13 protein-coding genes are annotated in these 15,037 nt (G+C 36.9%); 4 read left to right on the top strand and 9 right to left on the bottom strand.

The window, feature by feature from the left end:
• Positions 1-71: 71 nt before the first annotated feature.
• The 6 genes from EO244_RS06485 to sfsA all read right to left on the bottom strand — a co-directional run bounded on the left by EO244_RS06485 (position 72) and on the right by sfsA (position 4,692).
• The gene (locus tag EO244_RS06485; protein WP_129253841.1) at positions 72-560 is read right to left on the bottom strand and encodes an AAA family ATPase; all 489 of its coding nucleotides are present in this window, start codon (positions 558-560) and stop codon (positions 72-74) included.
• A 53-nt stretch (positions 561-613) separates the two neighbouring features.
• The gene (locus tag EO244_RS06480) at positions 614-1,162 is read right to left on the bottom strand and encodes a GNAT family N-acetyltransferase (protein ID WP_129253840.1); all 549 of its coding nucleotides are present in this window, start codon (positions 1,160-1,162) and stop codon (positions 614-616) included.
• Positions 1,163-1,302: 140 nt separating this feature from the next.
• Complete coding sequence (locus EO244_RS06475) at positions 1,303-2,343, bottom strand: endonuclease/exonuclease/phosphatase family protein (RefSeq protein WP_129253839.1); 1,041 nt, start codon at positions 2,341-2,343, stop codon at positions 1,303-1,305.
• Between the two features lie 42 nt (positions 2,344-2,385).
• A complete protein-coding gene (locus EO244_RS06470) occupies positions 2,386-3,285 on the bottom strand; it encodes an aldo/keto reductase (RefSeq protein WP_129253838.1) in 900 nt (299 codons plus the stop codon).
• Positions 3,286-3,324: 39 nt separating this feature from the next.
• Entirely contained in the window at positions 3,325-3,858 is a 534-nt protein-coding gene (locus tag EO244_RS06465; protein WP_129253837.1) for a YkgJ family cysteine cluster protein, read from the bottom strand.
• Positions 3,859-3,972: 114 nt separating this feature from the next.
• Complete coding sequence (gene sfsA, locus EO244_RS06460) at positions 3,973-4,692, bottom strand: DNA/RNA nuclease SfsA (protein ID WP_129253836.1); 720 nt, start codon at positions 4,690-4,692, stop codon at positions 3,973-3,975.
• Between the two features lie 150 nt (positions 4,693-4,842).
• Between sfsA and EO244_RS06455 the strand changes: the two genes are divergently transcribed.
• Positions 4,843-6,069: a hypothetical protein gene (locus EO244_RS06455; RefSeq protein ID WP_129253835.1), complete on the top strand. Its 1,227-nt coding sequence runs from the start codon at positions 4,843-4,845 to the stop codon at positions 6,067-6,069.
• 418 nt (positions 6,070-6,487) lie between these two features.
• Positions 6,488-6,679 (top strand): cold-shock protein, encoded by a 192-nt coding sequence (locus EO244_RS06450; RefSeq protein ID WP_129253834.1) that lies wholly within the window; start codon positions 6,488-6,490, stop codon positions 6,677-6,679.
• A 284-nt stretch (positions 6,680-6,963) separates the two neighbouring features.
• Here EO244_RS06450 and EO244_RS06445 read toward each other — a convergent pair whose 3' ends face one another.
• Both EO244_RS06445 and EO244_RS06440 read right to left on the bottom strand, forming a co-directional pair.
• A complete protein-coding gene (locus tag EO244_RS06445) occupies positions 6,964-7,419 on the bottom strand; it encodes a cold-shock protein (RefSeq protein WP_129253833.1) in 456 nt (151 codons plus the stop codon).
• A gap of 270 nt (positions 7,420-7,689) precedes the next feature.
• Positions 7,690-8,871, bottom strand: a complete 1,182-nt coding sequence (locus EO244_RS06440; RefSeq protein ID WP_129253832.1) for a MalY/PatB family protein — start codon at positions 8,869-8,871, stop codon at positions 7,690-7,692.
• Between the two features lie 355 nt (positions 8,872-9,226).
• Between EO244_RS06440 and EO244_RS06435 the strand changes: the two genes are divergently transcribed.
• The gene (locus EO244_RS06435) at positions 9,227-10,408 is read left to right on the top strand and encodes a phosphopentomutase (RefSeq protein WP_129253831.1); all 1,182 of its coding nucleotides are present in this window, start codon (positions 9,227-9,229) and stop codon (positions 10,406-10,408) included.
• Between the two features lie 156 nt (positions 10,409-10,564).
• The gene (locus tag EO244_RS06430; RefSeq protein WP_129253830.1) at positions 10,565-13,948 is read left to right on the top strand and encodes a ligand-binding sensor domain-containing protein; all 3,384 of its coding nucleotides are present in this window, start codon (positions 10,565-10,567) and stop codon (positions 13,946-13,948) included.
• A gap of 59 nt (positions 13,949-14,007) precedes the next feature.
• Here EO244_RS06430 and EO244_RS06425 read toward each other — a convergent pair whose 3' ends face one another.
• Positions 14,008-14,961, bottom strand: a complete 954-nt coding sequence (locus EO244_RS06425; RefSeq protein WP_164977425.1) for an ankyrin repeat domain-containing protein — start codon at positions 14,959-14,961, stop codon at positions 14,008-14,010.
• Positions 14,962-15,037: the final 76 nt, after the last annotated feature.

Genomic DNA, 15,037 nt, shown 5'->3' with positions numbered 1-15,037 from the left:
AAATTCGGAAATAGGTGATGAAAGTCAATATCAAAAGGGCTTTGAACAAATTTTATGACTTGAGGACAGTTTTATTTTGTAATGACAACTGAACATTCTAATTCATGAGATTGAGGAATTTCAAACCAGGATTCCATAAAATTAAAATTAGCCTCACTCACTTCAAATTCGAAGCTATCCCCTTTCTCCTTATTGCGTCGACAGATACGTTCCCACCTAACTTCTTTGGGAATATCTAAATAATGAAGTTTGATATCAAAACCATTTTCTTCGGCAAAATTTCTAAACTTCTCTCTATGTTCAAATTTTGAAAGTCCTAAATCAAGAATTGAATCCGTTCCTGCATGTTCCAACTGACTCAGCAAATTAAGTATAATGTTCTCAGCACGCTCTATACGTTCCAGAAACCATTCCAAACCATCATCCTCCGTTTTATCATCAAGAAACAAGGTTTTATTCCACTTATCGATAGAGAAAATAATAGCCTGGGTTTCCTCTTTCAAACCTTTTGCATAAGTGGTTTTACCCGATCCTGTATTCCCTACAATTAAGTGTATCATCTTGTTATTCTTTTCAAGCCCTTGTATTCTCCTGAATCAGCAGATAGAGCTGATTAGTCATTCTTCAATTTACTGTAGATCTCCAAATCGGTAAATACGCCACCCGTCAATAGCTCCCCATCACGTTCGATCCCTTCGAACACAAAGCCCAATCGTTTGGGTATTTTCTTGCTGGGAAAATTTCTCTCAGCACATTTAATTTGAATCCGGTTCATTCCCAATTCTTCAAAAGCAAACTTACATAGTCTTTGTACCGATTTGGTAACAATCCCCTTCTTCTGGAAGTTCTCGGAAAGCCAATAACCAATCTCCGTCTTCCTATTTTGCTTGTCACTGTCTTTAAATCCGATTAAGCCGGCAAATTTTCCATGTAAATGAATCACAAAGACGTAATTATCATGAGGATGTTCCAGTATTTTTTTGATAAAACCCTCAGTATCTTCAAGTCTTCGGGAAAATTCAACAAAAGGTAACCATTCCCCCAGATACGCCCTTTGGCTATCAATAGTTCGGAAGATATCTTTTGAATCAGACAATTCAATTTGCTTCAACAGGATACTATCAGATACCCTTATTTTTTTAACTTGTTCTGTTATTGCCATTAATTAATTTTTAGGTTAGCCTAAATTAATCTTTTTCGGCAGACAAAAACTTATGCTGTTTTATTTTTATGTGAAAACATATTTTTTTCTTGATAAAAGAACAAGCAAAGACCGACTCATCCCAATTATTCACAATTCTCTTAAAATTGAAAAACGGCTAATAAAGCTTTATGATCAGATGGCCACACCTTTGTTGGCTGACTAAACACATCCTTATCCTCTACAAAAACCTCCGATTTTACAATTGAGGCATCAGGCCCCACTACCACAACATCTTTAAGCTGAAGCCGGGATGTTTTGTTATAGAAAATGAAATCAATCCGTTCGCGTTCATCAGACTTTGGTGCCCAGGTCAATTTATCAATAGGGATTTGAGGATTATATGAGGGATAGGTAAAGCCCGGATTCTTCACCGGATCGGGATACTGTTCGCGATACGTATCGATAAAACCAGCGTTCTCAAGTAGTTTGGTACACTCCCATTCTATCACCACCCCATTGTGATCGTAAAGATTGCTGTTTTCAGCAATCCAATCCCTATGGGAGGGTTCATTAAAATCGCCACCAATAATCACCTGGCTTCCTTTTGCCATTTCTTCCTTGGCATCCTTGATAAATATTTTTATGGCATCGTCGCGTTTTGAAGCTCTGCTTACAGCTAGAAGCTCAGCGACATCGATAGTCGGTTCAGGTAATTCTTCCCAGGTATTACCCGAATAACCCCTTGGCATATAATAGCTACAATTCAGATAATCGAGATGAGCCGAATAAAAGGCCACAATATGACCATCGATATTGATTCTGGCTTTTGTGATGGAACCATGATCATCTTTCACCGGGTAAAGGGCCGAACAAGTTTCAATCGGGTAGCTTGAAATCAATCCACTATCATACGTTTTGTCACCATAAAATTTTAATCCCCGAAGTTCCAGCTCAGCAATAATCCTTTCGATAAAATTACTCTGATTGTAATTTCGAACCTCGCTAAATGCCACCAGTTGAGCATTTGTTCGAACAATTTCTTCAACAATCGCATCGAAACCACCTGTAACAACAGTTCCTTCCTGCCAAATATTAAATTGCAGAACTCTCAATTCCTGTTTGGATTGACAAGCGTTTAAACTTGCCAACAGACCAATAAGAATCAGATAAATTAGCTTCAGATTAAATGGGGATTTCATAAAATTAGATTTAGATACACGTTTAAACAATTGGTATTTTAATTAAGGCATAGCAGCTCCCGTTGAGGCATATATCCGAAACCACTGTTCATGACTCAGATCAATCTTCATGGCATCTACAGCACTTTTCACACGTTCAATTTTGCTGGTTCCCACTATGGGCATAATACCCGCCGGATGTTTCAACAACCAGGCGTAAATCACCTGATCAATCTGCTCGATATTCAATTCCTCAGCAATTTCAGAGAGCACTTTAAATATCGCCTTTCCTTTTTCGGTTTGAGGATTCAATAAACGTCCGCCAGCCAGTGGCGACCAGGCCATAGGCTTAATTCTTTCCTTCAGAAAGAAATCCATATTACCATTTTCGAAATGATCCAAACAATAAGGCGATATCTCAACCTGATTGGTCACCAATTTTTCTTCGGTATACGAATTGAGCATATCGAACTGGCCTGCTGAAAAGTTCGATACGCCAAAATGCAAAACTTTACCCTCTCGTTTCAAATCAGAAAAAGCTTTTGCCACTTCCTCGGGATTGAAAAAGGGCGATGGACGATGCAGCAATAAAACATCAAGATAATCGGTTCGCAAATTTCGCAATGAGTTTTCAACCGAATTCACAATATGCTCATAACTGTAATCATAGGTCTTCAATTTCCTTTCAGGATACTTATCCGACATCAGCTTAATACCACATTTGCTGATAATTTCCATATTCTGACGCAAAGATGGTTTTAAAGCAAGCACTTCGCCAAATAACGATTCACAAGTATAATTGCCATAAATATCAGCATGATCGAAACTTGTGACACCCAGTTCGATGGATTGTTCGCTTAGTTTCAATAATTCCCGGGAAGACAACTTCCAGTTGGCCAGTCGCCAATGTCCCTGAATAATTCTTGATAACTCCAGATTTTCTGTTAGCTGTATACGTTTCATCCCTTATTGTTTTTATGCAATAAAATCGAATTCCTGTCCTTATTTTTTCAAATCCTGAACCAATCGGTTAATCGATATCAGATCAAACTCGCCAAATTGCTCTTCATTATAATGCTTTATAAATTCTTTATTTATCAGAAAAAGTTTGCTGTTGTAGGTATCCTGAGGAAAGGTATTTTCGGTATGAAAATCATCAAATTCTGTAAAATTTAGCGGACAAGCCGATAATTCCCAGGCGTCTCCTCCCTCATTCATAAAGAGTAATGGCAAACCATGAGTTCTGCAAATAATAGGACGAGCTCCATACACCTGACACATATCTTTAATCAAGAAACAGCAATCATCATGCTCGGCATCCAATTCATTAAATTGCTGAGGCGGGTTCTTTTTCAGCTCTTTTAAAATACTGAAATACTCAACTGGCAAAACCTGAAAATTCATGCAACAGGACGAACAACCTTTTTTGCAAGCCATCTCATTTTTATGCAAAGCGCCCAACTTATCACTCAATTCACTAATCTCGGTTCTTAATTGCAGGTATTTATTTATCTCTTGTATGGCTTTCTCGTTCATTATTCTGTTTTTTTAAATTTCAACAAAGATAAAATCTTAATTTGGTAATGAAATATTTTGTGAATTGAGTTGATTTAAAAATCAAATCTAATTGCAACCTTTAACCTTTAACCTTTAACCTTTAACCTTTAACCTTTCAGGTATCATATCCACAAGTAAGCGTTTCACCAGCCTAATCCCTTCAGGTTTTACCTCTGCTTGGAAAGCAAAAACCTCTACACCACTATCAATCGCCTTCTTTAATGCTTCCGCATAAGCGGGATCTATATCCCAGGCTGGACCAAAAACCGAGACATCTGATCGTTGTATCACATAACACATCACCGCTCGAAGTCCCGATTCTTTAACTCTCATTAAAGTTTCCAAATGTTTTTTACCACGGGTTGTCACAGCATCCGGAAAACGGGCATACGCTCCCACTTTCATACTCACATTTTTCACTTCAATAAAGCAGGTTTCCTGCTCATTTTGGGCAAACACATCAAAACGGGAATCTTCGAATTTCACTTCCCGTTTTACTTCAGTATATCCGCGAAGCTCTTCAATTTCCTGATTCCTCACTGCTTCGTAAACCAAAACATTGGGAATCCCGGTATTAATGCCAACCCAATCGCCATTTATATGAATCATCTCCCAGGTATACTTTGTTTTTCGTTTGGGGTCATCAACATATGTAAGGTAAACTTCAGCACCGTTTTCGAGACAGGTTTTCATGCTTCCCGAATTGGTACAATGTGCCACTACAATTTCACCCGTATCGAGTTCAATATCTGCTAAAAATCGCTTGTAACGCTTAATGAGTCTGCCATGTATCAAAGGATTTGTAAATTGCATAATAGATAAGTGTATTTATAATTACAAAAAAGCTTACAGATGTCAGACGACTGATTTATTGATTCATTTCGACTTTATCCCTTTTAGCAGTCAATCTTCAACTTGAAACTTCTTGCTTAAATATTACTTTTGCTGTAAATATACAATCATATGAGTCACAGAGCACCCCAATTATACATTTTCAACGCCACAAGCGAAATGGCTATATCGAATGGTACCGTTAGTTTCATGCCCAATAAAGTGCTCACGCGTTTCGAACACGATTTGGATGTTCTCCCGATGTATTATGCCAATTCACAGGATATTATCCTGGTTAATCAATTGCCGGATTCTGCTTTTATAAATAATCTTAAAAGTAAGGGCGTACTCATTCCCCAATTTAAAGTTTTTGCAGAAGCACTAAAAGATTCCGATTTTTTAAAACAAAGCAAAGCCGGACTTAAACCCTGGGGCTGGAGTCCGCGCATGCATTATCAATTGGCACCCTTCAAAACACAATGTCAAAAAGATTTTCTCGATCAACCCAATGCCTATTGGAAGGATAATCACAAGGAATTGTACAGTCGAAAAATGGCTCTATCCTGTCTTAAACACCTGGTTGAACACAATCCTTCAGATTTATATATGTCGAAAGATTTATTCCCGGTAATCTGCACAAAACTCTCTGAAGTGGTTGATCTACAAAAAAAGTGGCAACAAATTGTAATCAAATCACCCTGGAGTTCATCAGGTCGGGGCTTACAAATCTTACGTAAAGCTTTCATGAATCAATCCGTTGAGCAAGCCTTGGGAGGTGCTTTAAAATCTCAGGGTTACGTTATGGTTGAAGCATTTGTCAATAAACAAAGTGATTTCTCCGTTCAATTTTATGCTGACGGCAGAGGCAATCTCGATTTTAGAGAATTCGCATACTTTAAAACCAATGAAAACGGTCAGTATCAATCTAATATACTAGGTCATATTCCTCACGAATTGAAACAAATTCTAAGTTCTCATGTTCAGAAAGAATTAATTTCCGGATTGAAAGATACGCTTATAGCTCACCACATTCCTGATGAATACTGTGGATATCTAGGAATCGATTGCATGCTGTTTAAAAACTCAAAAGGAGAAACAAAAATTCAGCCTTGTCTGGAAATCAACCTAAGATATAATATGAGTGTGATCGCCTCTCACCTATCTCCATATTTACATCCCAATGCCAAAGGCAGTTTTAATATTTTTGCAGATTCAAAATCTGATTTTGTTACTTTTAACAGAGTGATGTCGGAAAAACACCCTTTCGAAATGATAGATGGGAAATGGCTCAAAGGCTACCTGCCTCTTAGCAGTCCAAACCAGAACAAACAATTTGGAGCCTATATTTTTCTGGAATAAAAGAGCCATTTTCAGACGCAACAACCGCTAATTTCTTTAATTCCAAGAAAAAAAATCAGATTTTTCTTTTGCCTATTATGTCATCAAGTTTTATAAAATACAGACCAATGAAAAATCGTACAAGTCTATAGCCATGGGATATAGAGAGCTTTTTACGCTTCATTTTACATCAACTGTCTTCTGCTCGAAATATTTTTTTATCATAAATATGACACTTTTAACTAAAACTATTGGCGTTTATTTTGGATTCTGAAATTATTACTATTACATTTGTTGCGTTGTAAAGCATTAACAAGAAGATAATATCATTAATATTCGTTACCTGATTCTTTCGAGAATTAAATTTATTGAATCTTTACTTGGAATTATACTGACAGGAAGGCTTTCCACAAATATTTATTATTTTAAAAAAATTACAATGCAAGGAACAGTAAAATTCTTTAATGAAACCAAAGGTTTTGGTTTTATTAAGCCAGCAGATTCAAGTGAAGACATTTTCGTACACTCTACAGGTCTTATTGACGAAATTCGTGAAGACGATAAAGTTGAGTACGATATGGAAAAAGGCCGTAAAGGTATGAACGCTGTAAACGTAAGAGTAATCGACTAAGTCCATTACTACGCAACATAAAGAAAACCACCTTCCGAGGTGGTTTTTTTATGCCCTGATTTTTCTGGTTCTACTCTGATTTTCCACACTCCCCATTATCTGTGTTACAGTTTCTCATATTAGTTATTCACATTATCGAATCTCATTTTTAGATAAGAAAGTCAGACAAACTTATTGTACAAATACAATCGCCTCGCTATTCGATTTTAAATAAAAAAAAGGATACAAATCTTATCGATAAGTATCCTTAAATATTGAAGAACAGTTTTTAAACTGTATCAGTATTATTTTTTAATCAAAGTCACATTTACGGCATTCATCCCTTTAGGACCACGCTCTGTTTCAAAATTTACTTTGTCATTTTCATTCACCTGATCGACTAGACCATTAATGTGAACAAAGATACTCTCTCCTGTATCTGCATCTTTAATAAAACCGTACCCTTTACTTGTGTTGAAAAAAGTAACTGTTCCTTTACGAATAGGATCTTCAACGTGTCCTGCGTTACTATTTCTTGCACCTAGAACAATACTCTCAGCGTCAATTTCTGTTTTCTTAGTTGGATCTGGAGGAGTAGATACAAGTTGTCCGTTTTCGTCAACGTAAACCAACATATCTTCAAAAGATAGGCTACCACCGTTAGCTTTTCTTTCTTCTTTGCGTGCTTCTTTTTCTTTTCTTTTTTTGAGTTTCTTTTTTTCTAACTCTTTTTTACCGAATGTTTCTTTTGATCTGGCCATTTAATTATTTAGTTCTTTTACAATGATATACCTCTTAAGATCCAATCTCATAATAACTATGCTATCACTTATCAAGTCCTAAAGGTCGTGCAAGATACAGAAATTATTCAACTTTTACATATTTTTCTCTGTTCATCAAGAAAAAGAGACGATATATTTCATTGAATACCATTAAGAATGGTAAAATCAAACTCAAATTATATGTTCAGTAGACACATTAAGTTAGTATGACAGGGGTTTAAGCACTATGAACTTACGTTCTATAATGACTTATACTCTTTCGTATTTTTTTAGAGCTGACACCATTCTTTCCAGACCTTCGAGAATAACAGACTGAGGCGATCCAATATTTAAACGCATAAAATTTGAACCATTCAAACCAAAAGACAAGCCCTTATTAAGGCCAACTTTCGCATCATCTACAAGAATCTGATACAATTTTTCGTCCTCTAAATTCAAGGCCGAAAAATCGAGCCACAAAAGATAGGTCCCTTCGGGCTCCACCACTTTTATGGCAGGTAAATTCTCTGCAAAATAAGACTTTACCAATTCAACATTACTTTTAAGGTAAATCAACAACTGCTTCAACCACTCTTCTCCATGTGTGTAAGCCGCCTCAAAGGCAACTGTCCCAAACACATTCCCCGAATCAAGATGCAGACGGGAAGCCAATGCTATAAATTGTTTGCGAAGTTTTTTATGAGGAATAATCGCAACCGAAGTACCCAAACCTGCAATATTAAATGTCTTGCTTGGTGCCACAAAACTTAGGCTATTATTATGAGCATAGGAACTGATACTCGCAATAGGTGTATATTGATGAGGGGCGAAAACAATATCAGAGTGAATTTCATCTGCAATAATCAGAATTTTGTTTTTCTCACAAATGTCCACCAACTTTTTAAGTTCATCCTTTGTCCACACTCGCCCTACCGGATTATGAGGATTCGAAATAATAATCATCTTTGTATCCTGATCGATACTATCTTCCAATTGTTCAAAATCCATTCTGTAATTTCCATCTTCAAACAACAATTCGTTTTGAACCAATACACGATCGTTGGATTTTACTAAATGGAAGAATGGGTGATACACAGGAGGCTGAATAATGATTTTGTCGCCTGGATTAGTCAGAGCCATAATAGCTATGGAAATTCCACTTAACACCCCCGGTGTAACTTTAAGCCACGATGGCTCAATTCGATGACTGTGTTTTTTCTTCATCCAGTTGATCAGAGACTGGTAAAAATCCTCGCTAAAATATGTATAAGCATAAACCGGATGTTCTACCCTCTTTTTCAAGGCATCGCTTATAAAATCCGGTGTTTCAAAATCCATGTCAGCCACCCAAAGAGGCAGAATATCATCAGTTCCAAAAAATGTTTGTAGAGCATCGTGCTTAACACTATTTGTGTTTTTCCGATCGATTATTTTATCAAAATTATATTGCATGAAAATATTTTTATTAGACCATTACCTAAAGAATAATGCTTCGAAATTTAGCTTTTTTTACTTTGTTCATTCAATTATTCCAAAAGATTTCAAACTTAAAAAAAGATAGAGACATTCGCATCCCTGTTATGTGAAATCATTACAAATAAGATTTGAATTTCATTAATTTGTTTTTACCTTTGCCTCACTACAAGCAACCACGAGGAAATCCCTCCGATTGAATATTCAGAATAAATATTTAATCAATACAGATAACTACGAGACCATAACCTATTGTTTAGACAGCTCCTGCTGAATAGACCTGTTATGATTACCCTACTCAAAAGGCTATCTTAAATAATTTAAAATTAAAGATATGATTCCTAAAATTGAACGCGCTACGATTGTAGTACTTGACAGTGCTGGTGTTGGGGCTTTACCTGATGCTGCTGATTTTGGAGATGTAGGCTCAAATACATTTGGAAATATTGCCAGTCATTGTGGCGGTATGAATCTTCCAAATATGCAAAAATTAGGTTTGGGTAACCTAACCCATATTCAGGGAGTTGAACCCACTCAGAATGCAACAGGTGCTTATGGAAAAGCTGCCGAAGCGGCTAAAGGTAAGGATACAACCACTGGTCATTGGGAGATTGCAGGAGTTGCTATAGATAAACCCTTCCCAACCTACAGCAATGGTTTTTCCGATGAAGTAATTCGTCGATTCGAAGAAAGAACGGGACGTAAAGTCATGGCTAATAAGCCTGCATCCGGAACAGCTATTTTGGATGAATACGGTGAAGAGCATATGAAAACGGGCAATTGGATTGTTTATACATCAGCTGACCCTGTTTTTCAGATCGCTGCTCACGAAGAGATTGTTCCTTTAGAGGAATTATATAAAGCTTGTGAAATTGCCTTGGAAATTTGTACCGAATTGGCTCCGGTTGCTCGTGTAATTGCCCGACCATTCCTGGGTAGCGGCGAAGGTCAGTTCACAAGAACATCACATCGTCACGATTATTCGGTTACGCCTCCTCGTCCAACAGTTCTCGATCGTTTATTGGAAAACAAACTGGATGTGATTGGTATTGGTAAGACCAGCGATATTTTTGCCGGACAAGGCATCTCCGATTCCCGTGGAACCAATAAAGACAATAATGATGGCGTTGCCAAAACACTTAAAGCGTTAGAAGAGGATACAAAAGGTTTGATCTTCACCAACCTTGTTGATTTCGACATGAGCTATGGTCACCGTAGAAACCCTGAAGGTTATAAGGCTGCTCTTGAAGAATTTGATAGCCAATTGCCGGAAATTCAAAGCCGTCTGAAAGAAGATGAAATCCTAATCCTTACCGCTGACCATGGTTGTGATCCAACCTATAAAGGAACCGATCACACTCGTGAATACATTCCAATTTTGGTTTATGGTAAAAATATCAAAACCAATATCAATCTGGGAACCCGTTCAACTTTTGCAGATATTGCTGCAACCGTTGAAGAATTATTATTAGGAACAAAACCAGAAGGTAGTTTCGCAAAAGACTTATACCTGTAAGTTGCATTGTAATATTAATAGCTAAGCCTTGACATAAGCGTCAAGGCTTTTTTTACATCTACACCGTTCCAACTAACAGACAGAACAATTTGATTTTTAATTCGATAAGTGGACATTTTTAAGTAAATTAATAGTCACAAATCAATAAAAGGCTCCATGTTTAGAACAAAAACAACAGTTCTGGTCTTATTCCTATTGCTCGTCAATTTCCTGTCTGCACAACAGCAGCACATCCAATTCAAACGACTTACCATCTACGATGGGCTTTCGTTGAGTTCTGTCTACTGCATTTTTCAGGATTCCAAAGGTTTTATGTGGTTTGGCACCGAAGATGGACTCAATCGGTATGATGGACAAAGTTTTACCATATTTCGAAACAAAAGCAACGATGCAAACTCAATAGCTTACAAGTGGATTGAACAAATTTACGAAGACAGCAATGGTAAACTGTGGTTTGCTTCACAAGGTGGGTTGACTCATTTTGACATGAAAACTGAAAGATTCACCCAGTTCACGACTTTATCTGATCCCTCCAAACAAATTAGTAACGACACCATTACCCAACTATTTGAGGATAATAATAAAACGCTTTGGGTAGGTACAAAAAATGGCTTAAACCTCATAGATACCCGGCAACTAAAAGTTCTAAAAAATAAAACATCAGGGCTTAATCTAGCCTGTCGGATCAATGCTTTCTTACCGAGCGCTGATGCTTCCATCTGGATTGCGACTGACAATGGCCTATTTCTTTACAATAGCAAAACTGATGAGTTTGCAACATCACCATCCGATCAATTCAGTTCTCAAAAGATTAACTGCCTGGCTATTTACAATGACAGTCTTCTCATTGGGTGTCCCAATGGGCTCTATGCTTTAACTACTCAACCTGAAATTAAGTCTGAAACATTATTGAGCAATTCTCATGTAGAAAGCATCTATATTGATAAAAAAAATAACATATGGATAGGCACACAAAATGGGCTTTATGGAAAACGATACGGCGAGAAGGAATACAAACTTGTCATTGAAGCTTATGACTCCTCAAACAGTCTGGCCACAAACACAATCAAACCGATTATCGAAGACCAAATTGGAAACATCTGGTATGGTTCATTCGGATCGGGCCTATATAAAATCAACTCACTAAATGGTAAAATCAGCCATTACACACACAATTCTGCCGATCCTCAAAGTCTTTCTGAAAACTCGATCAACTGTTTATATGAAGACCGATCAGCTTGCATTTGGTTAGGAACCTTTGGTGCTGGCATCAGTATTTACGATCCGCAAGCACACAAATTTGAACTGCTCAAACACGATGCTCTTTCGTCTAACAGTCTTGCCAGCAATTTTGTGTGGAGCATCTGGGAAGATCACAAACAAACTGTTTGGATAGGCACCAATAATGCCGGACTGAGTGCCTACGACAGAACAACAGGAAATTTCAAGCATTACCAATTCCCTAACAATCCAGCCATTCGTGATGTTTATGAGGATAGCAAAGGTCAAATTTGGGTTGGCACCGATGGTGAAGGTCTTTTCAAAATGAATTCTCAAACGGGACAAACCATCAACTACAAACACAACATCCAGAATACAAATAGCCTGTCAAACAATTCGGTGCGTGTTATTTTTGAAGATAGCGAAGGAATCGTATGGGTTGGTACCCGTCGAGGTTTAAATCGTTTCAATCCGCAAACAAATACCTTCAAAAGGTATTTGCACAACAATTCTGATCCAAACAGCATCTCGCATGATTTTATTTATTCATCTATTTACGAAGACCACAAAGGACGACTTTGGATAGGAAATTATGGTGGTGGATTTAATATTCTGGATAAAAAGACAGATCAATTCACGTCTTATCAGTTTATTCCCAATAGCAGCAATTCCCTATCGAATAATGTTGTTTTTTCATTTTATGAAGATCCCAATGGCATATTCTGGATTGGAACAAACGATAAATTAAATCGATTCGATCCCAAAAGCAAACAGTTTACTCACTTTGGAATCAGCGAAGGCTTACCCAATGAGGTGATTTATGGTATTCTGCCCGATGAGCAGAACCATATCTGGTTGAGCACTAACTTTGGGGTTTGTCGATTTAATATTAAAGACTACTCAGTAAAAAATTTCAGCACACAGGATGGTCTTCAATCCAACGAGTTCAACGGTGGTGCCTTTCATAAAGGTGCATCAGGTCTGCTCTACTTTGGTGGCGTTTACGGTTTGAATATTATCGATCCTAAAAAAGAAATTAAACCCCGTCCAGCTTATAATGCAGTCATTACCAAACTACAAATCTTAGGAAAAGATGTGGTCGTCGCTCAGGAGAAGGATTCAATTGATGATAATGATTTACACTACGATCCACAACATGATAACTATTGGCTGAAAAACAGCATCATCTACACAGACAATATTGTTCTTGACTACCAACAAAGACATTTTTCTTTAGAATTCTCATCACTTTCAGGCTTTACGCCTGAGAATGTAGCTTACAAATATCGCATGCTTGGCCTCTATAAAACATGGATTGATGCGGGTGAACGGAATTTTGTGTCCTACTCAAATCTGAAACCCGGCAACTATCTATTTCAGCTAAAGGCACAAAACCCTGATGGCATTTGGAGTCCTAAAACCCGTGAATTAAGCATTATAATCAATCCGCCATTTTGGATGGAATGGTGGTTTATCCTTCTCGAAATTTTACTGCTAATAGCCATTATTATTTTTAATTACCGATACCTTTTAAAAATCAGAACAAACAAACTGCTTCGGATTCAAAATGAAAAAATCAGTACAGCCAATAAAAAGCTCACCGAATCCGAGCAGAATCTCAAAGAATTGAATGCAACGAAAGACACGTTCTTTAAAATTATTTCACACGATTTAAAAAATCCTTTCACCAGTTTAATGTCTATTTCCCAGGCGATAGACGAAAATTACGAGGCAATTGACAATGAGGAGAAAAAGATGGGTATTAAAAAGATTAATGAGGGGATCAATCATATTTATGCCTTGTTGGAGAATCTACTAACCTGGTCACGTTCGCAAACCGGGAAAATTAAGTACGATCCACAAATCTGCAACCTGTCTGATTTAATTAAAGAAAACATCGCCCTTTATATGGTAAGTGCCAACAAAAAAAACATCAATATAGACTGTGATTTACCCGATGAGCCTAAGGCTTTTGCCGATAAAGAAATGATCAGTACTGTTATTCGAAACCTGATTAATAATGCCGTCAAATTCACAAAACTAAATTCCACAATCCATATCATACTTAAATCGCAGGATTCAAATTATAAAGTAGAAATCACTGACCAGGGTGAAGGTATTTCAGAAGAAAACATAAACAAACTCTTCCGAATTGATAAAAAATACAAAACCACAGGAAGTTCCGGTGAAAAAGGAACCGGATTAGGTTTGTTGCTTTGCAAGGAATTTATCGAAATCAATAAAGGAACAATTGGTGTCAAATCTACTTTGGGAGAAGGTTCTTGTTTTTATTTCACCCTTCCCAAGGCTAAAAGTTAATTAACACACTTTATGTGTCCCTGTCGGATTTCAAAAAGAATATAAATTCTGCCTGACTGTCATTTTAATAGTTTCACAATTTTCTTGTCCCCTATTTCTTTTGCAACATCAAGTACTGATTGTTGTTTATTCTTGGTTTTGAGTGTTACATCGGCACCAGCCCGCATTAAAAGCTTAATTATTTTCAAAACCTGATCTCTTTTAGTCTCCAGTATTTCTGATTTTCCCTTTAACTGATACATAAGAAAGTGCAAAGGGGTCAGATTATCATCAAAAATAATATTTGAACTAAGTTCTGATAATTTTCGACTATAAATCGGTAGGTTTACATCCGCTCCGCTATCAATTAATAAGGAAACAGCCTTTATATTCAATGAAAGAATTGCATAATGGAGCGCCGACAGACCTCTTTTATCTCTTAGATTAACATTTAAACCATCTTCTATCAATTCCTTAGCGAGAATAAAATCGTCACTCTCAGTATTGGTAATTGCTGCAGCCAACAATAAGGGATCCGAAGGATCTACATATTCCATGTATGGGGCATTTTGATAATCCACTTTATGCTTATACAATGACTCAATAAGCTTAGGCATCCATGCCGGACTAAGCGAATCGCCGGATTCATATCGATCAACCCAATACTGCATTTCTTCTGTTCGTGGATTGAATCCATGATCCAACAGAATACGGATAATATTCATATGTCCCTTTTCAATAGCCCAATGAGCAGCAGTTCCATAAACCGAAGGGATATTGGAATTAGCCCCTTTCGAGAGTAAAAACTTAACCATACCTTCATTCCCTTCTGAACATGCATAAAATATCAAAGGCACCTCAAAACGATCTTCAACTAAATTAACATCTCTCCTCCCCAATGACTGACTTATAACTGTGGTATCACCAGATTTAACAATACGAACCAAATCCTGATAGTCTGAAAAGGAACTTTTCTGTCCATATCCAATAAAAACAATAAATAATAAACCTGCAATAAAAACAACTCTTCTCATCCAATATATTCTTCTACTCTGATTATTAATAATTAGCAATACAAAACATAAACTAATTAACTTAAAATTTAAATTT

Origin of the sequence: Ancylomarina salipaludis, from assembly GCF_004122035.1 — a bacterium.
Classification (GTDB): Bacteria; Bacteroidota; Bacteroidia; order Bacteroidales; family Marinifilaceae; genus Ancylomarina; species Ancylomarina salipaludis.
Note: the sequence above shows the minus strand (reverse complement) of the source record. Positions and strands in the feature narration are given on the sequence as shown.